24 protein-coding genes are annotated in these 23,865 nt (G+C 65.1%); 14 read left to right on the top strand and 10 right to left on the bottom strand.

Going from position 1 to position 23,865, the window contains the following annotated elements; translation table 11 throughout:
• Positions 1 to 60 precede the first annotated feature (60 nt).
• From xylB to L6639_RS24225, 7 genes are all read left to right on the top strand, one after another.
• Positions 61 to 1,518, top strand: a complete 1,458-nt coding sequence (gene xylB / locus L6639_RS24255; protein ID WP_237864146.1) for a xylulokinase — start codon at positions 61 to 63, stop codon at positions 1,516 to 1,518.
• Complete coding sequence (gene xylA / locus L6639_RS24250; RefSeq protein WP_237864145.1) at positions 1,515 to 2,837, top strand: xylose isomerase; 1,323 nt, start codon at positions 1,515 to 1,517, stop codon at positions 2,835 to 2,837. The genes xylB and xylA overlap by 4 nt, the downstream gene beginning before the upstream one ends.
• A gap of 12 nt (positions 2,838 to 2,849) precedes the next feature.
• Positions 2,850 to 3,614 carry an ATP-binding cassette domain-containing protein gene (locus L6639_RS24245; RefSeq protein ID WP_237864144.1) on the top strand — a complete coding sequence of 255 codons (765 nt, stop codon included), beginning with the start codon at positions 2,850 to 2,852 and terminating at the stop codon, positions 3,612 to 3,614.
• Positions 3,614 to 4,684 (top strand): ABC transporter permease, encoded by a 1,071-nt coding sequence (locus tag L6639_RS24240; RefSeq protein ID WP_237864143.1) that lies wholly within the window; start codon positions 3,614 to 3,616, stop codon positions 4,682 to 4,684. The genes L6639_RS24245 and L6639_RS24240 overlap by 1 nt, the downstream gene beginning before the upstream one ends.
• A gap of 101 nt (positions 4,685 to 4,785) precedes the next feature.
• Positions 4,786 to 5,718 carry a sugar-binding protein gene (locus tag L6639_RS24235; protein ID WP_237864142.1) on the top strand — a complete coding sequence of 311 codons (933 nt, stop codon included), beginning with the start codon at positions 4,786 to 4,788 and terminating at the stop codon, positions 5,716 to 5,718.
• Positions 5,719 to 5,810: 92 nt separating this feature from the next.
• Positions 5,811 to 6,791, top strand: coding sequence for an aldo/keto reductase (locus L6639_RS24230; RefSeq protein WP_237864141.1), 981 nt, complete (start codon positions 5,811 to 5,813; stop codon positions 6,789 to 6,791).
• A 3-nt stretch (positions 6,792 to 6,794) separates the two neighbouring features.
• Positions 6,795 to 7,640 (top strand): amidohydrolase family protein, encoded by an 846-nt coding sequence (locus L6639_RS24225; protein WP_237864140.1) that lies wholly within the window; start codon positions 6,795 to 6,797, stop codon positions 7,638 to 7,640.
• Between the two features lie 78 nt (positions 7,641 to 7,718).
• Here the strand turns inward: L6639_RS24225 and L6639_RS24220 are convergent, their stop codons facing one another.
• The 4 genes from L6639_RS24220 to L6639_RS24205 all read right to left on the bottom strand — a co-directional run bounded on the left by L6639_RS24220 (position 7,719) and on the right by L6639_RS24205 (position 11,301).
• Positions 7,719 to 8,084 (bottom strand): nuclear transport factor 2 family protein, encoded by a 366-nt coding sequence (locus L6639_RS24220; RefSeq protein ID WP_237864139.1) that lies wholly within the window; start codon positions 8,082 to 8,084, stop codon positions 7,719 to 7,721.
• Positions 8,085 to 8,238: 154 nt separating this feature from the next.
• Entirely contained in the window at positions 8,239 to 8,589 is a 351-nt protein-coding gene (locus tag L6639_RS24215; protein WP_057742620.1) for a RidA family protein, read from the bottom strand.
• A gap of 120 nt (positions 8,590 to 8,709) precedes the next feature.
• On the bottom strand, positions 8,710 to 9,615 hold the full coding sequence (locus L6639_RS24210; protein ID WP_377818888.1) for a CE1 family esterase: 906 nt from the start codon (positions 9,613 to 9,615) through the stop codon (positions 8,710 to 8,712).
• A 15-nt stretch (positions 9,616 to 9,630) separates the two neighbouring features.
• Positions 9,631 to 11,301 (bottom strand): FAD-binding dehydrogenase, encoded by a 1,671-nt coding sequence (locus L6639_RS24205; protein ID WP_237864137.1) that lies wholly within the window; start codon positions 11,299 to 11,301, stop codon positions 9,631 to 9,633.
• A 249-nt stretch (positions 11,302 to 11,550) separates the two neighbouring features.
• On the opposite strand from L6639_RS24205, the gene L6639_RS24200 reads away from it, so the two are divergent.
• The 5 genes from L6639_RS24200 (at position 11,551) to L6639_RS24180 (ending at position 15,897) form a co-directional block, all read left to right on the top strand.
• Positions 11,551 to 12,072 carry a Clp protease/crotonase-like domain-containing protein gene (locus tag L6639_RS24200; RefSeq protein ID WP_237864136.1) on the top strand — a complete coding sequence of 174 codons (522 nt, stop codon included), beginning with the start codon at positions 11,551 to 11,553 and terminating at the stop codon, positions 12,070 to 12,072.
• Positions 12,073 to 12,178: 106 nt separating this feature from the next.
• Positions 12,179 to 12,373: a hypothetical protein gene (locus tag L6639_RS24195; RefSeq protein WP_237864135.1), complete on the top strand. Its 195-nt coding sequence runs from the start codon at positions 12,179 to 12,181 to the stop codon at positions 12,371 to 12,373.
• A 24-nt stretch (positions 12,374 to 12,397) separates the two neighbouring features.
• Complete coding sequence (locus L6639_RS24190; RefSeq protein WP_237864134.1) at positions 12,398 to 12,988, top strand: SCO family protein; 591 nt, start codon at positions 12,398 to 12,400, stop codon at positions 12,986 to 12,988.
• A gap of 104 nt (positions 12,989 to 13,092) precedes the next feature.
• Positions 13,093 to 14,028, top strand: a complete 936-nt coding sequence (locus L6639_RS24185; protein WP_237864133.1) for a transporter substrate-binding domain-containing protein — start codon at positions 13,093 to 13,095, stop codon at positions 14,026 to 14,028.
• Between the two features lie 225 nt (positions 14,029 to 14,253).
• Positions 14,254 to 15,897, top strand: a complete 1,644-nt coding sequence (locus L6639_RS24180; protein WP_237864132.1) for a lysine--tRNA ligase — start codon at positions 14,254 to 14,256, stop codon at positions 15,895 to 15,897.
• 196 nt (positions 15,898 to 16,093) lie between these two features.
• Here L6639_RS24180 and L6639_RS24175 read toward each other — a convergent pair whose 3' ends face one another.
• Positions 16,094 to 16,747 (bottom strand): S24 family peptidase, encoded by a 654-nt coding sequence (locus tag L6639_RS24175; protein ID WP_237864131.1) that lies wholly within the window; start codon positions 16,745 to 16,747, stop codon positions 16,094 to 16,096.
• A gap of 305 nt (positions 16,748 to 17,052) precedes the next feature.
• On the opposite strand from L6639_RS24175, the gene L6639_RS24170 reads away from it, so the two are divergent.
• Both L6639_RS24170 and L6639_RS24165 read left to right on the top strand, forming a co-directional pair.
• The gene (locus tag L6639_RS24170) at positions 17,053 to 17,397 is read left to right on the top strand and encodes a DUF952 domain-containing protein (RefSeq protein ID WP_237864130.1); all 345 of its coding nucleotides are present in this window, start codon (positions 17,053 to 17,055) and stop codon (positions 17,395 to 17,397) included.
• The gene (locus L6639_RS24165; RefSeq protein ID WP_237864129.1) at positions 17,394 to 18,491 is read left to right on the top strand and encodes a quinone-dependent dihydroorotate dehydrogenase; all 1,098 of its coding nucleotides are present in this window, start codon (positions 17,394 to 17,396) and stop codon (positions 18,489 to 18,491) included. Before L6639_RS24170 ends, L6639_RS24165 begins: the two co-directional genes overlap by 4 nt.
• A gap of 127 nt (positions 18,492 to 18,618) precedes the next feature.
• Here the strand turns inward: L6639_RS24165 and L6639_RS24160 are convergent, their stop codons facing one another.
• From L6639_RS24160 to L6639_RS24140, 5 genes are all read right to left on the bottom strand, one after another.
• The gene (locus L6639_RS24160) at positions 18,619 to 19,983 is read right to left on the bottom strand and encodes an MATE family efflux transporter (RefSeq protein WP_237864128.1); all 1,365 of its coding nucleotides are present in this window, start codon (positions 19,981 to 19,983) and stop codon (positions 18,619 to 18,621) included.
• 1 nt (position 19,984) lies between these two features.
• Positions 19,985 to 20,719 carry an MBL fold metallo-hydrolase gene (locus L6639_RS24155; protein ID WP_237864127.1) on the bottom strand — a complete coding sequence of 245 codons (735 nt, stop codon included), beginning with the start codon at positions 20,717 to 20,719 and terminating at the stop codon, positions 19,985 to 19,987.
• A gap of 25 nt (positions 20,720 to 20,744) precedes the next feature.
• A complete protein-coding gene (locus L6639_RS24150) occupies positions 20,745 to 21,047 on the bottom strand; it encodes a DUF6460 domain-containing protein (RefSeq protein ID WP_212240614.1) in 303 nt (100 codons plus the stop codon).
• A gap of 72 nt (positions 21,048 to 21,119) precedes the next feature.
• Complete coding sequence (locus tag L6639_RS24145; protein ID WP_237864126.1) at positions 21,120 to 22,808, bottom strand: ATP-dependent DNA ligase; 1,689 nt, start codon at positions 22,806 to 22,808, stop codon at positions 21,120 to 21,122.
• Positions 22,805 to 23,842, bottom strand: a complete 1,038-nt coding sequence (locus L6639_RS24140; RefSeq protein ID WP_237864125.1) for a ligase-associated DNA damage response exonuclease — start codon at positions 23,840 to 23,842, stop codon at positions 22,805 to 22,807. The genes L6639_RS24145 and L6639_RS24140 overlap by 4 nt, the downstream gene beginning before the upstream one ends.
• Between the last annotated feature and the right edge of the window lie 23 nt (positions 23,843 to 23,865).

The raw sequence follows: 23,865 nt of genomic DNA, 5'->3' as shown, positions 1-23,865 counted from the left end.
GATCCGGAACAGTATGGTTTCCGGACGGACCACGCTCAAAACGAAGAGGGAGGGACGCGTTTGTTTATCGGATTGGACATCGGCACGTCCGGTGTGAAAGCGGTGCTCGTGAACGAGGCTGGCGCGGTTGTCGCGACGGCTGCGCGCGAGCTTGCGCTGTCGCATCCGCAGCCGCTGTGGTCCGAGCAGGATCCGGATTCCTGGGTCGAGGCTGCCATTGGCGCCGTCGACGATCTCGCCGCCGCTCATCCCGGTGATGTCGCGAGCGTGCGCGGCATCGGCCTGTCGGGCCAGATGCATGGCGCGACGCTGCTTGGCGCTGACGGACACCCGCTGCGGCCGGCGATCCTCTGGAACGATGGCCGTTCGCATGCTGAGTGCGTCGAGCTCGAGCGCCGCTGCCCCTCGCTGCATGCCATTGCCGGAAATCTGGCGATGCCCGGCTTTACCGCGCCAAAACTGCTGTGGGTCGCGGGGCATGAGCCCGATGTTTTCAAGCGCGTCGCCAAGGTGCTGCTGCCAAAGGCCTATGTCCGCTATCGCCTGACCGGCGAGATGGTCGAGGATATGTCGGATGCCGCAGGCACGCTCTGGCTCGACGTCGGCCATCGCCGCTGGTCGGCGCTGCTGCTGCACGCCACCGGGCTCGATCTGCACCACATGCCGCGCCTGGTCGAGGGCAGCGAGGCGAGCGCAACGCTTGCGGGCGAGTTCGCGCAGCGCTGGGGCATGGCAAAGAACGTCGTCGTTGCCGGCGGCGCCGGCGATAACGCGGCGAGCGCGATCGGGCTCGGGGCGATCGCACCGGGCGATGCCTTCCTGTCGCTCGGCACCTCCGGCGTCATCTTCCGCGTCACCGACAAGTTTGCGCCGGCGCCGGCCTTCGCCGTGCACGCCTTCTGTCATGCGCTGCCCGGCCTCTGGCACCAGATGGGCGTGATGCTCTCGGCCGCCGCTTCGCTCGCCTGGCTCTCCGGCGTGATGGCGACGCCGACGGCATCGCTGCTCGCGCCGCTCGGCGACAGCGTGGCCGGACCGGGCCCGGTGAAGTTCCTGCCCTATCTCGATGGCGAGCGCACGCCGCACAACGATGCCGCCGCGGCCGGTGCCTTCGTCGGCCTGCGCGGCGCCACCGGGCGCGACGCAATCGTGCAGGCCGTGCTCGAAGGCGTCGCCTTTGCCGCGCGCGACAATCTTGCCGCGCTCGGCAGTGCCAGCTCGGCCATCTCGGAACTCGATCTCGTCGGTGGCGGTTCGCGCTCGGCGCTGTGGGCGCAGATCTGCGCCGACGTGCTCGGCATTCCCGTGCATCGCGTCGAGGAAGGCGAAGTCGGCGCCGCGCTCGGCGCTGCCCGGCTCGGCCGGCTCGCCGCCACGGCGGAAAATCCCGCGCAAGTCTGCACGCGTCCGCGGCGCCTTGCGACTTTCGCACCCAACCCGTCGCGCACTGCGGCCTATGACGAGGCCTATCACCAGTGGCGCAAGCTCTACCCCGCGCTGAAGGAGTTTTCACTGTGAACGCGTTACCAAAATTCTTCGGCGCAGCCGACCCGGTCGCCTATGGCGGCAAGGACGCCAAAAATCCGCTGGCCTTCCGCTGGTATGACAAGGATCGCGTCGTTCGCGGCAAGCGGCTCGAGGATCATCTGCGCTTCGCGGTCTGCTACTGGCATTCGTTCTGCTGGCCGGGCGGCGATCCCTTCGGCGGCGAGACGTTCCTCCGTCCATGGCATCGCGGCACCGACGCCATGGCGATGGCGCGCGCCAAGGCCGACATCGCCTTCGAGCTGTTCCGCCTGCTCGACGTCCCCTTCTTCACGTTCCACGACGTCGATGCCGCGCCCGAAGGCGCGACGCTTGCCGAATCCGTCGCCAATCTCAATGCGATCGGTGACATCTTCGAGAAGAAGATGGCGTCAGCAAAGGTGCGGCTGCTGTGGGGCACCGCGAACCTGTTCACGCATCGTCGCTACATGGCGGGAGCGGCGACCAATCCCGATCCTGATATCTTCACCTATGCCGCCGGCCAGGTCCGCGCTGCGCTGGAGGTGACGAACCGGCTCGGCGGGCAGAACTACGTGCTGTGGGGCGGCCGCGAAGGCTACGAGACCCTGCTCAACACCGATCTCAAGCGCGAACTCGACCAACTGGGCCGCTTCGTCTCGCTCGTCGTCGAGCACAAGCACAAGATCGGCTTCAAGGGCCCGCTGCTGATCGAGCCCAAGCCGAAGGAGCCGACCAAGCATCAATATGATTTCGACGTCGCCACCTGCTACGGCTTCCTGCAGCGCTATGACCTGCTCAAGGACGTCAAGCTCAACATCGAGCAGAATCACGCCATCCTCGCCGGCCATTCCTTCCAGCATGAGGTGGCCTTGGCCCAGGCGCTCGGCGTGTTCGGCTCGCTCGACATCAACAGAGGCGACGATCTGCTCGGCTGGGACACCGACCAGTTCGCCATGAATGTGCCGGAGCTGGCCCTGGTGTTCCACGACATGATCAAGGGAGGCGGCTTCAGCACTGGCGGTCTCAATTTCGACGCCAAGATCAGGCGTCAATCGATCGACCCTGACGATCTGATCCACGCCCATGTCGGCTCGATGGATGCCTGCGCACGGGCGCTGCTCGCCGCGGCCGACATGCTCGACGCCGAGGCGCTGACCGGGCCGGTCACTGAGCGGTATGCCGGATGGACCAATAGCGAAGGGCAGGCCATCATGGCAGGCAAGCGATCGTTGGCCGATCTCTCTGATCGCGCGCTAGCCCCCGGCTTCGATCCGCAGCCGCGGTCGGGCCGTCAGGAATATCTCGAATCTCTCGTCAACCGGTACGTCTGAGTGAGGCCGAGCATGACAACCTCTTCCACAAGCGGCCAGCCGGTGCTGGAATTGACCGGGATCGGCAAGGAGTTCGGCGCGATCCGCGCGCTGCATGACGTCGATCTGCATGTCCACCCGGGCGAAGTGGTCGGCCTGATGGGCGACAACGGCGCCGGCAAGTCGACGCTGGTCAAGATCATCGCCGGCAACTTCCGCCCAACCCACGGTGAGATCCGCTTCGACGGCGCCGCGGTCCATTTCAACCGGCCCATCGACGCACGCGCCGTCGGGATCGAAGTCGTCTATCAGGACCTTGCGCTTGCCGACAATCTGACGGCCGCGGCTAACGTGTTCCTCGGCCGCGAGCTCAAGCGCAAATTCGGCCCCCTCGCGCTGCTCGATCACAAGGCGATGGCGGCACGCGCGCTCGATCTGTTCGGCGAGCTGCGCTCGGAAACCAGGCCGCATGATCTGGTCAAGCAGATGTCGGGCGGCCAGCGTCAGGCGGTGGCGATCGCGCGCACGCGGCTGTCCAACGCCAAGCTCGTGATGATGGACGAGCCGACGGCCGCGATTTCGGTGCGCCAGGTCGAGCAGGTGCTCAGCCTGATCCACCGTCTGAAGGAGCAGGGCGTCGCCGTGATGCTGATCTCCCACCGCATGCCCGACGTGTTCGCGGTTTGCGACCGTGTGATCGTCATGCGCCGCGGCGAGAAGCGGGCCGACAAGCCGATCCACGACACGTCCCCCGAGGAAGTCACCGCCCTCATTACCGGCGCGAAGGAGGCGGCGTAATGTCCGTACCCATGGAAAACCCGATCTCCTTCGCCAATGTCGGCCGCAGCAAATGGTGGCACCGCGGCATATTTGCCTCGCAGACTGGCTACGTCCTGCTGGCGCTCGTGGTGCTGATGATCGTGATGCGTTTTGCCAGCCCTTACTTCTTCACCGAGGGCAACATGCAGAACGTGGCGAAGAATTTCTCATTCATCGCCATCGCAACGCTCGGAATCACGTTCGTCATCATCACTGGCGGCATTGACCTCTCCGTCGGCTCGATGATGTGTTTTTCCGCCATGATCACCTCCATGGTCATGGTCGAGCTGTCGACACCAGGATCGTATTTCGTCCACATGGCAGCGGACGGCAAGACGGTCATCGCCAATTTGCCCGGATTGATCCTGGTGATCTCGGTGCTTGCCGGGCTGTTCGCCGCGTTCATCGTCGGGATTATCAACGGCTTCTGCATTGCGGTGCTCGGGCTGTCGCCCTTCGTCACCACGCTCGGCATGCTTTCGATCGTGCGCGGGCTCGCTTATGTGGTCTCGAACGGCCGTGGCAGCTTTCCGGGCGGGCCCGATGCGGATCTGTTCTACGCGTTGACCTCGGGTGACGTATACGGCGTGCCCGCGCCGTTCATCTACCTGATGATCCTCGCCGTGGTGATGGCGGTCGTGCTGCATCATACGACCTTCGGTCGCCACGTCTTCGCGCTCGGCGGCAACGAGAAGGCGGCGGAATTGACCGGCATCCCGGTCGTGCGCGTGAAGATCGAAGTCTATGTGCTCTGCGCGCTCGCCGCCGGCCTGCAAGGCATCATCATCTCGGGCTGGCTGGGATCCGCGCCCGCGAACATGGCGACATCTTACGAGCTCAACGTCATCGCCGCCGCGGTCATCGGCGGCGCCAACCTCGCCGGCGGCCTCGGCGGTCCGTTGGGCGCCATCGTCGGCTGCGTGCTGCTGGAGGTGATCCGCAACGGCCTCGTGCTCGCGCAGGTCAACTCCTACTGGCAGCAGACGCTGGTGGGCGTGATCATCATCCTTGCCGTGCTGGTCGATCGCATTCGCTCGCGCATGACTTAACACTTAACCAGTTACTCCGGCAGGACAACGAAAGATCGTCTATCCGCCTGCCGGGGCATCACATCACAAATGGATAGGCATCACTGTGTGGAGGGAATAGTATGAAGAAGCTTCTGTTGGCCGGCGTGACCATCGCGATGATGGCAACCCCGGCACTTGCCCAGACCTATAAGTTTGCCGTCGTTCCCAAGGCGATGAACAATCCGTTCTTCGACGTGGCGCGTGACGGCTGCCTGAAGCGAGCCAAGGAGCTCGGCAATGTCGAGTGCATCTACAAGGGGCCGATCGAGCACGAGCCGGCGACGCAGGCGCAGATCATCCAGGACTTCATCACCCAGAAGGTGGATGGCCTCGCGATCTCGGTGGCCGACGTTGCGTCCATGACCAAGTCGATTGAGGCTGCGACCGCGGCCGGCATCCCCGTCATCACGTTTGATGCGGACGCGCCGGGCTCCAAGCGCATCGCCTATATCGGCACCAACAACAAGGACTTCGGACTTGCGCTGGGCAAGCAATTGCTGCAGCTCCGGCCCGAGGGCGGCAAATACGCCATGGTCTCCGGTGGCCCGGGTGCGAAGAACCTTGCGGAACGCGTCGATGGCGTCCGCGAGGCGCTCAAGGGCTCGAAGTGGGTCGAGGTGCAGGGTTCGCCGACCTTCTGCAACGACGATTCCGCGCTTGCGGTCCAGCAGATGACGGACTTGCGGACCGCGACGCCGGATCTCGCCGCGATCGTTCCGGTCGGCGGCTGGCCGATGTTCGCGCCTGAGGGCTTCAAGGCCTTCGTCAACAAGAACAAGAAGGAAATCGATAGCGGCAAGCTGACGCTCGTCGTCGCCGATACGCTGAAGATGCAGCTCGAGCTGCTGCGCGACGGCTACTCCAACGCGCTCACCGGCCAGCGCCCGTTCGAAATGGGCGAGAAGTCGATGGACACGTTGCTCGCGATCAAGAAGGGCCAGAAGGTTCCGGAAGTGATCTACACCGGCCTCGACCTCGTGACCAAGGATAACGTCGCCAAGCTGTTGAAGTAGGAACGTTACCAGCCCAACGTTCCTGCGCTACACTCCCTCTCCCGCTCGCGGGGGAGGGAGTGCTACTTTTTGCGCATGGGAAGGACATTGCAATGAAGCGTACGCAGTTGGCTCACGGTCTCGATGTCACTTCAATCGGCCTTGGCTCGGCGCCGCTCGGCGGCCTGTTCTCGGCGGTCAGCGATGCGGACGCGGAGGCGACCGTCGCCAAGGCCTGGTCGCTAGGTGTCCGCTTCTTCGATACCGCGCCGCTCTATGGCTTCGGCCTGGCGGAAGAACGACTAGGTGCTTTCCTGCGGCAACAGCCGCGCGAGTCCTATGCGATCTCGACCAAGGTCGGCCGCTTGCTGCGCACGCCTGACAGTACGACGGTCGAGGACGATCATTTCAAGGACGCGCCTGCGCTGCGGCCGAAATTCGACTTCAGCTATGACGGCGTGATGCGCTCGGTGGAGGAGAGCCTCGACCGCCTCGGGCTCGATCGCGTCGACGTCCTGCTCGTGCATGACCCCGACGATCATTATGATGCCGCCGTCAATGGTGCCTTCCGCGCGCTGATGCGGCTTCGTGACGACGGCACCGTGAAGGCGATCGGTTCCGGCATGAACCAATGCGAAATGCTCACGCGTTTCGCCGAAGCCGTCCCGGTCGACTGCTTCCTGCTTGCCGGCCGCTACACGCTGCTCGACCAGGGCGCGCTGGACGCGCTGTTCCCGGTCTGCGCTGCGAAGAACATCGGCATTCTGCTCGGCGGTATCTACAACAGCGGTATCCTTGCCAATCCGCACACGGGCGCGAAGTTCAACTATGAGGACGCCGGCGCGGCACTCGTGTCGCGCGCGATCGAACTCGACCAGCTCTGCCGCAAGCATGGCACCGAGCTGAAAGCCGCCGCGCTCCAGTTCTGCATGGCCCATCCGGCTGTGACGGTCGCCGTGATGGGCGCGCGCAACGCGAGCGAGGTCGCCGACAATATCGCGATGTCGGAGCGCGCGGTGCCGCAAGCCTTCTGGCAGGAGCTGCGCGCCAAGAACCTCGTGGACGCCCGGGCGCCGCTGCCGGGCGGAGCGTGAGCCATGCCCATCGACGCCCACCAGCATTTCTGGGATCCCGCGCGCGCCGACTACCCCTGGATGATGGCGCCTGAGCTTGCGCCGATCCGCCGCGCCTTCGGCCCCGCCGATCTGGCGCCGCTGCTGCAGGCGAACGGCATCGATGCAAGCATCGTGGTGCAATGCCGCTCGTCGCTCGCGGAGACCGAGGAGTTCTTGGGCGTCGCGCACGCCACGCCCTCCGTCATCGGCGTCGTCGGCTGGGCCGATCTGACCGACGCCGCGCTCGGCGATACCATCGATCGCCTGCGCACCTTGCCGGGCGGCTCAAAGCTGGTCGGCATCCGCCACCAGGTCCACGACGAGGCCGACCCCGATTGGCTGCTGCGCGACGACGTCCGGCGCGGACTGGCTGAAATGTTCGCCCGTGATCTCACCTACGATTTCCTCGTCCGCACCCGCGAGCTGCCTGCCGCGATCGCGGCTGCAAAGGCCTTTCCGCAAGCCCGCTTCGTGCTCGACCACGCCGCAAAACCGCCGATCGCCGACGGCGGCAGCGCCGAATGGTCCGAGCGCATCGCGACGCTGGCTGCCTGCGACAATGTCTGGTGCAAGGTCTCAGGTCTTGCGACGGAAGCGAAGTGGGACGATTGGGGCGCCGAGCGGCTGTTTCCCTTTGTCCAGCACGTCGCGAAATGCTTTGGCGAGGATCGCCTGATCTTCGGCTCGGACTGGCCGGTGTGCCTGCTCGCCGGCAGCTACGGCGAGATCAAGAGCGCGCTGGAGGTGTGCCTGGCGAAGCTCGGGCCAAGCGTGCGCGAGAAGGCATTCGGGGTGAATGCGAAGGCTGCGTATCGGTTGGTAGATTAAGCCGAGCACGAGTCACATCACAGCTGTCGTCCCGGCGAAGGCCGGGACGACAGCGGAGTTTGAGGCGATGCTCGTCCCTCACGCGCCCGCGGGCACCTGATCCAGGAATCCCGTGACGCTCCTGATCCGCCCGTCCTTCAGCACGGCGAAATCTGTCCCCTTGATCGGACTGTCGACGCCATCAGGGCCGAGGCCCCATGAGAAGCGGACATGGTCGCCGTAACCGTTGGGCTCGCCGATCAGGCTGAACCTGAAGTCAGGAAAGCGCTGCTGCACGCCCGATATCAAGGCATCGATGCCATCTCGTCCATCGCCCTTCATCAGCGGATCGACATAGCTTGCATCCGTCGTCCAGAACTCGCTGAGCAATTCGCGGCGGCGAACTTGCGCGCGCTCGTTCCAGAGATCGATATAGCGGCGGGCGATGGTGACGTGGTCGCTCATGGTGCTCTCCTGCGATGGCGCCGTTCTGTTTCGGCTGAGCGGACTATCGAAGGTTCGCGCGCAGGGATCGATTACCTCGGAGATCATGTGCCCGCAAAAAAAGAGCGCGATGAGAATCTCATCGCGCTCCGGTCGCATGTTGATGCTGCGCGAATTACTTCGCTGCGGTCACCATGATCTCGACGGTGTACTGCGGCGCGGCCAGCTTGGCTTCGACGGTGGCGCGGGCCGGGGTGTTGCCGGGCGAGACCCAGCCGTCCCACACGGCGTTCATTTCCTGGAACGTCTTCATGTCGGTGATGTAGATCGTGGCCGACAGCAGCTTCGACTTGTCGGTGCCGGCCTTGGCGAGGTGGCCGTCGATGGTCTTCAGGATGTCCTGAGTCTGCTTGGTCACGCTTTCGCCGGCCGCGTTGCTGGCGACGACGCCGGCGAGATAGACGGTGTCGCCGTGCACGACGACCTGGCTCATGCGCGGGCCGGTTTCAAAACGCTGAATGCTCATTTGCGGGATCTCCTTCAGGGAATGGCGGCCCTGTCTAGCGCAGCCCCCCGCGCTGTGCCACCCCCGGTACGCATTTGCGTTGCCCGCCATGCATGAATGGCCGGCGACGCATGCGCTGGTTCACCGAAACCGGCTGAAGAAAGCCCAAATCGTCTCGGCGCCGTCGATATCGCCATTCTGCGGCCCGAGCAGGCCGGTCGCGACCTTCGGGAAACGGGCATCCGGCGCAAAGCCGGGCATGCGGTGTCCGCCGCCGTTGATGCGATAGAGCACGACGTCGTGCCCCGTTGGACAGCGCGAGGAAATCCGCGTGACGGTGGACTGGTCTGCGGGCGCCTTGTCGGGCATGTCCGTCACATCGGCGTCGTCGGTCTCGCAGCCATTGAGCTCGCGCCAGAAAGCCACGGTCGTCTCGGTTGACCAGAACCCGTCTGCGGCAAAATAGCTCGATCCGCGTCCGCCCTCATAGGGGATCAGCGGATCGGCCGTGCCGTTCATGAGCAGCATCGGCAGCGGTCGCGAGGGGTGGCAGGTGACCGCAGACTCATCGGTGAGATTCATGATCACGCTGGCGCCGGCGACAAACAGATCGGCGCGCGCGCAGACCAGCGTCATCACCATGGCGCCGCCGTTGGAGACGCCGGTGACATAGACGCGTTTGGCATCGGCCGTGCCATCGGCCACCAACTTGTCGACGAGCTTCGCGATGAAGGCGACGTCATCGGTGCCCGGAGGCGGACCACGCAGCTCGGGCCCGGCCTTTGTCCGCGCATCGGCCCAGGCATGGTTGAGGCCATCAGGAAAGACCACGGCAAAACCTTCGCGCTTCGCGACCTGCGGCCACGCCGTCCGCGCGATCATATCGGCGCCGCGCTGGGTCTTGCCGTGGAGCACGACCACCAGCGGCGCCGGCTTCTTCGTGGGCGATTGCACGGTGAAGGAGCGCATCGTGCCATTGACGTCGATCGTATCGGCGGATGCGGATGGCGGTGCTGCGAGGGCCGCAACAAGCAGCAAGATGCGCATCTGCCACCGCATGGTTCAGCCCACCGCTTTCGCCGCGGCGCGGCCGGCATTGCGGCCGGAGAACAGGCAGCCGCCGAGGAAGGTGCCCTCCAGCGAGCGATAGCCGTGCACGCCGCCGCCGCCGAAGCCTGCGGCTTCGCCCACCGCATAGAGCCCGGGAATGACACTTCCCTCGGCGCCGAACACGCGCGAGTCGAGATCGGTCTCGAAGCCGCCCAGCGTCTTGCGGGTGAGGATGTTGAGCTTCACTGCGATCAGCGGTCCCTTCTCCGGATCGAGGATGCGATGCGGCGAGGCGGTGCGGATCAGTCTGTCGCCGATGTAGCGCCGTGCGTTGTGGATGTTCATCACCTGCGCATCCTTGACGTAGGGGTTGGCGATCTCGCGGTCGCGCGCCTCGATCTGCGTCCTGATGTGCTCGAGCTTGAGCAGATCGTTGCCGGCAAGCTTGTTCATGGCGGCGACGAGGTCCTCGAGCTTGTCGCGCACGATGAAGTCGACACCGTGGCTCTTGAACGCCTCCACCGGCGCCGGCGCGCCCTTGTTGGTGGCGCGGCGCAAGGTCATGCGCCAGCTCTTGCCCGTGAGGTCAGGGTTCTGCTCCGACCCCGACAGCGCAAACTCCTTCTTGATGATGGCCTGGGTCAGGACGAACCAGGAATAATCATAGCCAGATGACATGATGTAATTGAGCTGCCCGAGCGTGTCCGAGCCCGGGAACAGCGGCGCCGGCAGCCGGGCGCCGGTGGCGTCGAACCACATCGAGGAGGGCCCGGGCAGGATGCGGATGCCGTGGCGCGGCCAGATCGGATTCCAGTTTTGGATGCCCTCGACGTAATGCCACATGCGGTCGCGGTTGATCAGCCGCGCGCCTGTCTTCTCGGTGATGCCGATCATGCGGCCGTCGACATGCTCCGGCACGCCTGAGATCATGAATCTCGGGGGATCGCCGAGCCGCTTCGGCCAGTTCGCGCGCACCAGGTCATGATTGCCGCCGATGCCGCCGGAGGCGACGATCACGGACTGCGCCTTCAGTGCGAACTCGCCGACGACATTGCGCGACGAGCTCTTGCCGCGCTCGACGTTATCGGCTGCGAGGATCGCGCCGCTGACGCCGTCCACCGTGCCGTTGGTGACGGACAGCGCGTCGACGCGGTGACGGAACTTGAAGACCAGGCGGCCGCTCTTTGCGGCCTCGCGGGCGCGGCGTTCGAACGGCTCGACGATGCCGGGGCCGGTGCCCCAGGTGACGTGAAAGCGCGGCACCGAATTGCCGTGGCCCATCGCGTCATAGCCGCCGCGCTCGGCCCAGCCGACCACGGGGAAGATGCGATGCCCCATCGCGCGCAGCCAGTCGCGCTTCTCGCCGGCGGCGAACGCGACGTAAGCCTCGGCCCATTTCCGCGGCCAGTGATCTTCGTCGCGATCGAAGCCGGCGGTGCCGAGCCAGTCCTGCATCGCGAGCTCAAACGAGTCCTTGATGCCGAGCCGACGCTGCTCCGGCGAATCAACCAGGAATAATCCGCCGAACGACCAGAACGCCTGGCCGCCGAGCGACTGCTCCCCTTCCTGGTCGACCACGATCACGCGCTTGCCGGCGTCGGCGATCTCGGTCGCCGCCACCAGTCCCGATAGTCCTCCGCCGACGACAATGACGTCGGCCTGCTCGGTCGAATGCCCGGCCATGAGTTCCCCCCTGTAGTTGCCCGGAATTGAAGCCAGTTGCCGTAACTGAGATCAAGGGCGTGTCGCGTAAGGCATCGTTAACTTGTTCCACTTTGGGATTGAGGCTGCCTGAGTGCAGCGCGGACGCAACACTGGATTTGAATTTGTTTTGATCGAGCCGGCCTGCCTAGACAAAACCACGGTAACGACCGACGCTAGGCACGCATCACCACCTGACACGCAGATTCGAAACGACTGGGGCGGGGGCCAATGAAGTTTCTGACGGGGTTGCTTGCGGCGGTTTGTTTGATCGCTTGCATGGGGGCGTCTCACGCGGTGGTTCGGATCGCGGATGACCGCGGCGGCCGGATCGGAACCTACGTCGACAAGTACCAGGACCTGCGGCAATCAGGCGACACCGTCATCATCGATGGCCTGTGCGCGTCCGCCTGTACCATCGTCCTCGGCGCCATCCCGCGCGATCGGATCTGCGTCACCTCAAACGCGACCCTCGGCTTCCACGCCGCCTGGGATTTCGGCAGCAACGGCCGCGCCGTCACCAATCCCGAAGCCACCCAGATGCTCTATGCGATGTATCCCTCGCAGGTGAAGCGCTGGATCTCACAGCGCGGCGGCCTCACGCCGCATATGCTGTTCCTGAAAGGCAGGCAGCTTCAGGCGATGTACAAGCCCTGTTACCTCGACGCGCAGGCCTCGGCGATCAAGCCGTCGCGCCGGCCCCTGCCGCAATCTGATCAGCTCGACTCCGCCCGGGGCCAGCTGCTTCACTGACATCGGCTAACGGCATCGTTTTGGCCCGCCGGCGGCGCCTTGCCCGCCGGCGGGCCAAGGCATATCTGAAGGTCTGGAACCCGGGCCCCCCGCCCCGAACCTTGTCATGGCTCAACCAGCGCATCCGGTACGTCAGCTACAGGACAATTCGCCCACTGCCGGGCGCACGCCATCCGTGCTGCTGTGGACGGGGGCCGGCGTCGGTGGGCTTTTGGTGATCGGCGCGCTCGCGCTCTGGTTCCACTACGGCACCCAGGTGTTCTTCGAAATGATCAGGACCGGCTTTGCGGCCTGCTTCTGACCCGCGACAGGAAGTTTTCCGCTCATGAGTTCCACTGCCCGTCCGCTGGTGATCGCGACCGCCTTCGCCTCGAGCCTCGTCGTCGGCCTGCTGGTGCTGTTCTGGGCCATGGGCGGGGTCAGCAAGGTGACGCAGCCGGCGGCGATCGGCGGCCCGTTCCAGCTCACCGACCAGAACGGCAAGGCCGTCACCGAGGCGAGCCTCAAGGGCAAGCCGACCCTGATCTTCTTCGGCTACACCCATTGCCCTGACGTCTGCCCGACCTCGCTGTTCGAGATGTCGGAAGTGCTGCGCGCGATGGGCAAGGATGCCGACAAGGTCAACGCCGTCTTCATCTCGGTCGATCCCGAGCGCGACACGCCCGCGACCATGAAGGACTATCTCTCCAGCTTCGATCCGCATCTCGAAGGCCTGTCCGGCGATCCCGCCGAGACCGCCAAGGTGATCACCTCCTACCGGGTCTATGCCAAGAAGGTCCCGACCAAGGACGGCGACTACACCATGGATCACACCGCGCTGATCTACCTGATGGACCGCGACGGCCGGTTCGTCTCGCCGTTCAACCTGAAGCGGACCCCGGAAGAGGCGGCGGCGGATTTGAAGAAGTATCTCTGAGGGGGCGGGCATGACGGCGGAGTAACCACATTCCGCGCTCGCGTTCCCGGCCGGATGGTCTATAAGGCCTTCCGATCCCAACGAAATTCATTCATTTCCGGCCGATGGCTCCATCGCAACAGGCGAAATCGTCCAAATCTGTCCGTGGCTTGCTGACGGGGCTGGCTGTCGCCGCGTGCCTGTTGGCAAGCATGTCCGGCGCTAGTGCGCAGGCTCCAGCCAAGCAACCCCCCGCGGCGCCCCAGACGACCACCCCGACCGCACCCCAAGCCGCCCCCCAGGCGGTGCCAGGCTTCTGGGATCCGCGGCGGCGCCCGGAGCGGCCGGACCTGTCGCGCCTGACCGTGATCCGCTTTCTGACCGAGACCGACTACCCGCCGTTCAACTTCACCGGCGCTGACGGCAATCCGGCTGGCTTCAACGTCGATCTCGCACGCGCGCTGTGCGAGGAGATCAAGGTCAGCTGTACCGTGCAGATGCGCCGCTTCGAGACGCTGGTCGATGCGCTCACCTCGAACCGGGGCGATGCGATCATCGCCTCCATGGCGGTGAGCCCGCAGCTGCGCGCCCGTGTCGATTTCACCGATCCGTATTACCGCGTGCCGGCGCGCTTCGCCTCGCGCAAGGATGCGGTGATGCCGGAGATCCGGCCCGAATATCTCGAAGGCAAGAAGGTCGGCGTCATCGCGGGCTCCGCGCATGAGGCCTATCTGAAAGCGATGTTCACCGATGCCGAGCTGCACGCCTATCCCAACGACGACGCGCTTCGCGCCGGCTTGCGCAAGGGCGAGGTCGATTTCATCTTCGGCGACGCCATCTCGCTGGCGTTCTGGATCAACGGCACCGACTCAGGCGATTGCTGCGCCTTCTCCGGCGGCCCTTTCGTCGAGAGCCGCTTCTTCGGTGAAGGCATCGGCATCGCCGTGCGCAAGGGGAACGACGTGCTGCGCCAGGCCCTGAACTGGGCCCTGTTTCGCGTCTGGGAAAAAGGCCGCTACACCGACCTGTGGCTGAAGTATTTTTCGGTGAGCCCGTTTTAGCTTCCTCGCCTCTCCCCGCCTGCGGGGAGAGGCGGAATTTGCGAGAGCAAATTCCGGGTGAGGGGGACTCTCCGCGAGTCCAGCTCTCACCGTGATTGTGGAAGCAGTCCCTCACCCCAACCCTCTCCCCGTAAGAACGGGCGAGGGAGTCAGAGCGGCGATCGTCGCGCCAACTTTTGCATTCTGCCCGGAAATCGCTATTTTCCGCGGCCCGGAGGCCCCTTGATGTCCGTTATCGATCCCAACATGAGCCCGAGCGATCTTCGTGCGCTCGCCGAACAATCCAACGCCTGGCCGTTCGAGCAGGCGAAGGCCATTGTCGCGCGGCTGAAGAAGAGCCCGAAGGACGAGGTGTTGTTCGAGACCGGCTACGGTCCCTCCGGCCTGCCGCATATCGGCACGTTCGGCGAGGTCGCGCGCACCTCGATGGTGCGTCATGCCTTCCGCGTGCTGACCGAGGACAAGATCAAGACGCGCCTCTTGGCCTTCTCCGACGACATGGATGGCTTCCGCAAGGTGCCTGACAACGTGCCGAACAAGGATCTGCTGGCGCAATATCTGGGGCGGCCGCTGACGTCGGTGCCGGATCCGTTCTCGAACGAGCATCCGTCGTTCGGCGACGCCAACAATGCGCGCCTGCGCGCGTTCCTGGATCATTTCGGCTTTGACTACGAGTTCGCGAGCTCGACCGTCTATTACAAGTCCGGCCGCTTCGATGCGACGCTGCTGAAGATGCTCGCCGCCTACGACAAGATCATGGACATCATCCTGCCGACGCTCGGCCCGGATCGTCGCGCGACCTATTCGCCGTTCCTCCCGATCAGCAAGACCACGGGCATCGTGCTGCAGGTGCCGATGATCCGCCGCGACGTCGCGGCTGGCACGGTGACCTATGTCGACCCTGACACCAACGAGGAAGTCGAAACGCCGGTCACCGGCGGAAATGTAAAATGTCAGTGGAAGGCCGACTGGGCGATGCGCTGGGTGGCGCTCGGCGTCGACTACGAGATGGCCGGCAAGGACCTGATCGATTCCGTAAAACTGTCCGGCGCCATCGCCCGGGCGCTCGGTGCCACGCCGCCGGAAGGCTTCAACTACGAGCTCTTCCTCGACGAGAAGGGCCAGAAGATCTCGAAGTCGAAGGGCAACGGCCTCACCATCGACGAGTGGTTGCGCTACGCCTCGCCGGAATCGCTGTCGCTGTTCATGTATCGCGAGCCGAAGGCGGCGAAGCGGCTGTTCTTCGACGTCATCCCGCGCCAGGTCGACGACTACCAGCAATTCATCGACGGCTTCCTCAGGCAGGATGACAAGCAACAGCTCGGCAATCCGGTCTGGCACATCCACAACGGCAAGCCGCCGCAGGGCGATATGCCCGTCACGTTCCAGCTGCTGCTCACGCTGGTGTCGTCGTCGAACGCGGAAAACGCCGAGACGCTGTGGGGCTTCATCGGCCGCTATCGTCCCGGCGTCAGCCCGCAGACGCATCCAAAGCTGGACGCGATGGTCGGCTACGCCATCAACTACTATCGCGACTTCGTCGCGCCGACGAAGCAGTTCCGCGAGCCGACCGAGGTTGAGCGCGCCGCGTTGCAGGATCTGCGCGATGCGCTCTCGCAGCTTCCGGCGGAGGCCTCGGCCGAGGACATCCAGAACGTCGTCTACGAGATCGGCCGCCGCGAACCATTCCTCGACCAGGTCAAGAAGGGTAAGGACGGTCGCCCGGGCGTGACGCTCGATTGGTTCAACATGCTGTACCAGGTGCTGCTCGGCCAGGAAAAAGGCCCGCGCTTCGGCTCCTTCGTCGCGGTGTACGGCGTGCAGAACGCGGTGAACATGATCGACGGTGCGCTGGCCAGGAGTGCGTGAGGGCGAGTTGCTCGCCGCTCCACACTCCGCTGTCGTCCCGGCGAACGCCGGGACCCATACCGCGTGATCTATCGCGGAATCGCGGTCTTCGTACCGAAGAACGCGTAACTCCTACCCTTCGCAAAACTTCTCCCCGTGGTTATGGGTCCCGGCGTTCGCCGGGACGACACTGGATGCGGGGCGACAGCCTTGCGCCTCACTGGCTCGCCCATACGATCCGTGCGACCCACGCCACATCCCCCGCCGCCATCGCCCGTTCTCCTAGCGTCGCATCGAGCGGCTGCAACTCCAGCGCCTTCGCCGTACGGCGCTTCAGCGTTGCTATCATCATCTCGCCCGCCTTCGTCTTCACCACCACACGGTCCCCCTTGCGGACCGGTGCGCCAGGCGAGACCAGGATGACGTCGCCGTTGCGATAGGCCGGCATCAGCGCGTCCCCGGAAATCTCCAGTGCAAAGGCGCTGATGTCATCACTGGTCGGCAGCGCGATCTCGCTCCAGCCCTTGCCGGACGGAGAGCCCTGCTCGTCGAACGCGCTGTTCGCGCTGGCTTGCGCGAAGCCGAGCAGCGGTATCGTGCGGCCGTCGCCCCTGTCGTCATCGATCAGCCTGGCAAAGATCTCGATCGACGCTTCAGCGGCCGCCAGTGCCTTCGCAATCGATTCGGTGGAGGGCCAGCGCTCGCGGCCATCGGAGGTGACGCGCTTGGACTTGTTGAAGGTGGTGGGGTCGAGCCCGGCCCGCTTGGCAAGACCTGATGGCGACAGTCCGGCGCGCGCGGCCAGCCGGTCCAGCGCGGCCCAGATCTGGTCGTGGGTCAGCATCCTCTGCGCTTTGGCCTGTTTGACCATGGAAGGTCCAGCCCGTCGCAACTCAGGAAAACTATCCTCAAATCAACCGGTTTTCCGTTTTTCGCGCAAGGGGTGTCGGGGAAAGCGTTTTCAAGCGAAGTGGATAGCGGTTCGCGTCCAGAAAACGCGTCAAACCCAGAATCTAGAGCTCCGTTCCGATGAAATCGGAGCGGAAAAGGCTTGAGGTCTTGAGTTCGGGAGGGGCGGCCTTTACGGTCGCGCCGGGTTTTGAGACCCGTACAAGACGAAAAACCCCAAGAGAGTCAAAGAGCTGACTCAGCGAGCAAACAGGGCTCCGGTAAGCGGTGGTCAAGATCTACAAAATCTGTCTGGCCTCGGCCTGGCGCGAAGCGGAACGGCAGGGCGTGTACCGGGGCAGCGCGGACGACGTGCGCGACGGATTCATCCATTTCTCGACCGCGAGCCAGGTGCCTGAGACTCTGCGCAAGCACTATTTCGGCCAGCGCGCGCTGTTCCTGGTCGAGGTCGACGGCGATGCGCTTGGCGCAGGCTTGCGCTGGGAGCGCTCGCGCAATGACGAGCTGTTTCCGCATCTCTATGGCGAGCTTGATCTCGGCGCCGTGCTTGCGGTGATGAACCTCAGCATCCGCTCCGATGGTGGCCACGACACGCCGGAGCTTGCGCCGTGATCCGCGCCTTCGATGCATTCTCACTGCCGGTGCTGCGCTGGCTCGATCCGGAGGACGCGCACCGCCTCGCCATCCAGGGCCTGCGCTTCCTGCCGCCGGTGAAGCCGCGCACCGACGATCCCAAGCTTGCGGTGCGCGCCTTCGGGCTCAACTTCCCGAACCCGATCGGCATGGCCGCGGGCTTCGACAAGAGCGCGGAGGTGCCCGACGCGTTGCTGCGGCTCGGCTTCGGCTTTGTCGAGATCGGCTCGGTGACGCCGAAACCGCAGGCGGGAAATCCGCGGCCGCGGCTGTTTCGGCTCGAGCGCGACGAGGCCGTCATCAACCGCATGGGCTTCAACAATGACGGCGCCGAAGCCGTGCTGCGCCGGCTCGCCGCGCGCGCGGCGAATGGCGGCATCGTCGGCGTCAATGTCGGTGCCAACAAGGACTCGCCCGATCGCGTCGCCGACTACGTCAAGCTGATCGAAACCTTTGCGCCGGTCGCCAGCTATTTCACCGTCAACGTCTCCTCGCCGAACACGCCGGGCCTGCGCAATCTGCAGGAGGGCGCGCTGCTCGACGATCTGCTCGGACGCGTGATCGACGCGCGCGAGCGTGTCAGGCAGAAGGCAGGCGATACGCCGGTGCTGCTGAAGATCGCGCCGGATCTGAGCCTCGCCCAGCTCGACGACGTCGTCCAGGTCGCGCGCTCGCGCAAGGTCGATGGCATGATCGTGTCCAACACGACCATCGCGCGGCCGAGCACGCTGCGCGAGGAGATGCGGGCGAAGGAGCAGGGCGGCCTGTCCGGCCGGCCGCTGTTCCGCCTGTCGACGCGCATGGTCGCGGAGACCTATGTGCGCGTCGAGGGCGCATTCCCGCTGATCGGCGTCGGCGGGGTAGACTCCGGCGGTGCGGCGCTGACCAAGATCCGCGCCGGCGCGAGCCTGATCCAGCTCTATTCGTCGCTGGTCTACAAGGGCCTCGGCCTCGTCGACGAGATCAAGCGCGATCTCACCTCGACGCTGCTGCGCACGGGTCGGGACTCGCTCTCCGAAATTGTCGGCGCCGATGCGGCGACACTGACGGCGGAAGACTGGCCGGGGATCTAGCTTCTTCGCCTCTCCCCGCCTGCGGGGAGAGGCCGGATTGCATCGAAGATGCAATCCGGGTGAGGGGCACTCTCCGCGAATCCAACTCTCACCGCCCTTGCGGAGACTCCCCCTCATCCCGACCTTCTCAGAGCGAGCTCTGTTCGTCTCGTCCCCGCAAGCGGGGAGAAGGAGAAGAAAACGTCGCCCGGTACAGCGCCGGATACCGCGCGCCCTGCAACCCTCCGCGCGCGACATAGAACGCGAGCAGCGCGCACCACAGTCCGGCATTGCCGAACGACTGCAGCGCCCACCACACGCCTAGGAAGATCGCGAGCGAAGCCAGCATCAGATTGCGCATCTCGCGCGCCCAGGTGGCACCGACATAGATGCCGTCGAAGCCGAACGCGAACACGCCGGGGATCGGCGCCAGCACGATGAACGGCAGGAACTCGCGCGCCGCGCGGCGGACATCCTCGCTCGCGGTCATGAAGTTGATGATACCAGGCCCGAACAGCGCGAACAGCACCGCGACGACCAGCGCGAAGCCGAGACCCCACAGCAGCACCAGCCGGGTCGAATCCGCAAAGCCCTTGGCATCGCGCGCGCCGAAAGTGCGGCCGCAGAGCTGCTGGGCGGCATTGGCGAGGCCGTCGAGGAAGAACGCGCTGACCAGCAGGAAATTGTTGAGCACGGAGTTCGCGGCCAGCGTCACGTCACCGGCGCGCGCGCCCTTGGCGGTGAAGAACAGGAATACGGTGATCAGCGCCCCAGTGCGGATCATGATGTCGGAATTGACCGCCAAGAGGCGCATCAGCTTGGCGCGGTCGAACAGCGTCGCGCGGGGCACGGCAAAGCCGCCATAGGCATAGCGCCGGCAGACGATGACGCCGAGGGCGAAGCCGATGCCCTCCGACAGCAGCGCGGCGATCGCCGCACCCGCGATGCCGGTGTCGTAGACCAGCACCAGCAGGATCGTCGCCGCCATGTTGATGAGGTTGATGACGACCTGGACCGCGAGCGCCGGATTGGCGCGGGCCTGTCCGACCAGCCAGCCGAGGATGACGTAGTTGGCGAACGCGAAGGGCGACGACCAGATCCGGATCATGAAATAGGTTTTTGCGGCGTGCGTCACGCCCGCGCTGCCGCCCATCAGATCGAACAGCACGCCGGCCAGCGGCAGTTGCAGCACGATCAGCGCACCGCCGATCAGGCCGGCGACGATGAAGCCGCGCACCAGGATCACGGTCTCTTCGCGCGTCTCGCCGGCGCCGAGCGCCTGCGCGGTGAAGGCGAGCGTGCTCATGCGCAGGAAGCCGAACAGCCAGAACAGGCAGTCGAAGATGACAGAGGCCATCGCGACACCGCCAAGCAGAGCGGCATCGTCGAGCCGGCCGATCGCAGTGGTCGAGACCACGCCGATCAGCGGCGTGGTGAGGTTTGCGACCATCGCGGGACCGGCGATGGCGAAGACCTGGCGGGAGCCGACCCTGGGATGGACGGGCGCGTGCATGTCAGAACACCAGCACCATGCCGTCTTCGGCCGCCAGATGCTCGATCGCGTCGAGACGCGACAGCACGTCGTCGCTCATATGGGTGAGCACGAGACGTTTGGCGCCAATGGTAGGAAGATGCTGTTCCAAGGTCTTCAGGCTGAGATGGTTCTTGACCACCTTCTCGTACATATAGGCCTCGGCGATGAAAAGGTCCGCGCCATGCGCCAGCGGAATGAGCGTATCAGTCCATTCGGTGTCGGCGCTGTAGGAGAGCGTGCGCCCCTCGGCCTCGACTCGGTAGGCGAGGAAGGGCCCGCCGGATTCGCCGTGCACGACGGCGTAAGGCGTCACATTGACTGCGCCGAAGCTCTGGCTTTGTCCGGGGACGAGTTCGACCAGGTTCAGCTCGAAACGGTGCTTGGTCTTGGAGGAGTGCTCGAACAGCACTTCCATCGCCTGGGCGAGCCGTGTCTCGATGCCTTGCGGGCCTGCGATCGTCAGCGGTCGTGTCCGCCGCGAGAATTGCGCGTCGAGCAGAAAGAACGGCAGCCCGGCAAAATGGTCGCCGTGGAAATGCGTGATGAGGATGAGGTCGATCTCGTTGCGCTCGATCTCGAGCCGCTTCAGCGCCGGCAAAGCCGACGCGCCGCAATCGATCAGGAAATTGGCTTCGCGCCCCGAGACGTGAAAGCAGGTGTTGAGCCTGCCACCGGAGCCGAAGGCGTCGCCGCAGCCGACAAAACGCAGTTGCATCGGCCGCTAGCCTCCTGAGCCAGACTTAGCGTCGCGGTGAACCGAAGATGCGCGACAGCAGCCAGATCGGGATCACGATGACGGCGCCGAGCAGGAAGTAGCGCCACAGCCAGTTCACGGCATCGAAGCCGAGATCCCAGATGCGCTGGAACAGCAGGCGAATGCTGATGAGGATGTTCCACGGATCGAAGCCGATCGCCGCCAGCACGACGCCAACCAGGATCGAGAGCAGCACCAGGCGAAACGCGACCGCCAGCGGCGAGCCGCCGAGAAAGCGGTGCAGGCCATCGCTGTGGCCCGCCGGCAAATCTCTGACGTCTTGGACCATCTCAAACTCCTCGTGGGGATTCGCCCCGATTATAGGTCACGGCGGGGGACATGGGGAACCCGCAATGGACCGTCAATGACCGTCGGCGGACGCCGCAACCTTAATTGTTGGTAGGGATTCGTCCGCTTTCAGCATTTTTTCCAGCGTCTCCAGCCGGTCGGCCTCCCGCGGCGGCTTGTCCCAGCGCAGGCGGCTGATGCGGGGAAAACGCATGGCGACGCCGGATTTGTGCCGCGGCGAGCGCTGCAGGCCCTCGAACGCGACCTCCAGCACCAGCCCCTTGTCCGCTTCGTGCACGACATGACGGACGGGGCCGAATTTTTCCGTGGTGTTGCGGCGGACGAAGCGGTCGATCTGCAGCAGCTCCTCGTCGGTGAAGCCGAAATAGGCTTTGCCGACCGGCACCAGCTCGTCGCCATTCTCGGTCTCGGTCCAGACGCCGAAGGTGTAGTCGGAGTAGTAGGACGAGCGCTTGCCGTGGCCGCGCTGCGCATACATCAGCACCGCGTCGATGATGTGCGGATCGCGCTTCCACTTCCACCACTGGCCTTTCGGCCGTCCCGGCAGATAGGGCGCATCGCGCCGCTTCAGCATCACGCCCTCGACGGCGTCGGCATCCTCGCCCGCGCCGGCGCTCGCGGGATCGGCGCGGGCAGCAGTGAGCGCGTCCCAGCTTGCGAAGGGGACGGTGGGTGAGAGATCGATGCGCGGGTCGCCAAGCTTTGCGATGAAGGTCTCCAGCCGCTCGCGCCGGTCAGCAAACGGCAGCTCGCGCAGATCGTTCTCGTCGTCGCCGAGCAGATCATAGGCGCGCAGATGGATCGGAAATTCCTTGATCAGCTTTGGCGAGACGATCTTGCGGTTGAGCCGCTGTTGCAGAACGTTAAAGCTCTGCACGCGCCCTTCGCGCAGGATCAGCAGCTCGCCATCGATTGCGCCCGGCAGGCGCAGCGACGGCACCAGATCCGGAAAGCTGCCGGTGATGTCTTCGCCGGTACGCGAATAGAGCCGCGCAGTGATGTGCCCATGGTCGTCGCGGCCGGCGACCGCCTGCACGCGGATGCCGTCCCATTTCCATTCGGCGATGTAGTCGGCGGGATCGAGGCTCGCGAAATCACTGTCCTCGATCGCATGCGCGAGCATGACCGGGCGGAACGGCGCGGGGTCGCGATTGACAGGCTTTTCCGCGCGGCCTTCCAGCCAGGCGAACAGATCGAGATAGGGTGGCGCGAGGCCCGGCCAGATCAGCTCGACCTCATGCGGATCCTTGCCGCCGAGCGCGGCGGCCGCGGTCTTGGCCAGACGCGCGGAAATGCCAATGCGCATGGCGCCAGCGACGAGTTTCAACAGCGCCCAGCGGCCGGTCTCATCCAGCTCGTCGAGCCAGCGCTCGAGCTGCTTCGGCAGCTCGCTCTTGCCGAGCGTGCGGAGCGTGGTGACGACCTCGGTGAGGGTAGGGGGAGGCGGGTTGTTGTGGGCCGCCATCGCGGCCTTCGGCCACATCAGCGCCACCGTCTCGGAGAGATCTCCGACATAGTCGTAACTCAGCCCAAACAGCACCTCATCGGTGCGCGCGGCAATGAGGTCGCGGATCAGCGCGGGCTTGGCGTGCTTGAAGCTGAGCGCGCCGGTGAGTGCGGCCAGCGCGTAGCCGCGGTCGGGATCGCCGACCTCGCGGAAATAGCCTTGCAGCAGCCGCAGCTTGTTGTTGCGGCCGGGCTCGTAGGCGAGGCGGTCGAGCAACTCGGCGAAGCGGTTCATGCTTCGGCCTCGCCTGGAGCTGGCGGCTCGCTCTCCTCTTCCTCGCCATAGCCGACGAGATCGAGCGGCCGCGCGCGCAGGCCTTGCGTCTTGCACCAGTGCACAAGCGCATCTTCCTGGCCGTGGGTGACCCAGATCTCGCCGGCGCCGGTCGCCGCGATGGTCGCGGTGAGGCCGTCCCAATCGGCATGATCGGAGATCACCAGCGGCAGTTCGACACCGCCCTGCCGCGCGCGGGCGCGCACGCGCATCCAGCCCGAGGCGAAGGCAGTGACGGGGTCGGGGAAGCGCCGGGCCCAGATATCCGACGTCGCCGACGGCGGAGCCAGCGTGATGGTGCCGGCGAGTGCCGCCTTCTTCGTGCCCATCACCGGCCGCAGCTCGCCGAGATTGATGCCGCGGCTCTGATAGTACTCGGTGATCTTCTCCATCGCCCCATGCAGATAGATCGGCGCGTCATAGCCGGCCTTGCGCAGCAGTGCGATCACGCGCTGGGCCTTGCCGAGCGAATAGGCGCCGACGAGATGCGCGCGCTCGGGAAACAGCGCGACGGAGGCCAGCAGCTTTTTCACCTCGTCGCTCGCATCGCCATGGCGAAACACCGGCAGCCCAAAGGTGGCCTCGGTGATGAAGACGTCGCAGGGCACCAGTTCGAACGGGACGCAGGTGGGGTCGGGCGCATCCTTGTAGTCGCCTGATGCGACGATGCAGGTGTCCTTGCAGGTGACCGCGATCTGCGCCGAACCGAGCACATGGCCGGCCGGGTGAAACTTGACCTTGACGTCGCCGAGCCGGATCTCTTCGCCATAGCTGATGACCTGCGTCGATCCGGCAAAATTCTCGCCATAGCGCAGCCGCATCATGTCGAGCGTTTCCTGCGTCGCCAGCACGGCGCCATGACCGGCGCGAGCGTGGTCGGAATGGCCGTGGGTGATCAAGGCACGCTCGACCGGGCGGACGGGGTCGATATGGAAGCCGCCGGGCTTGCAGCACAGGCCGTCAGCAGTTGGCAGCAGGATGTCTTGCGGGCGCATGCCCTGCTATATAGGTCGCTCGA

The organism is Bradyrhizobium zhengyangense (genome assembly GCF_022012555.1).
Classification (GTDB): Bacteria; Pseudomonadota; Alphaproteobacteria; order Rhizobiales; family Xanthobacteraceae; genus Bradyrhizobium; species Bradyrhizobium zhengyangense.
This window is presented reverse-complemented; position numbering and strand designations above follow the sequence as displayed.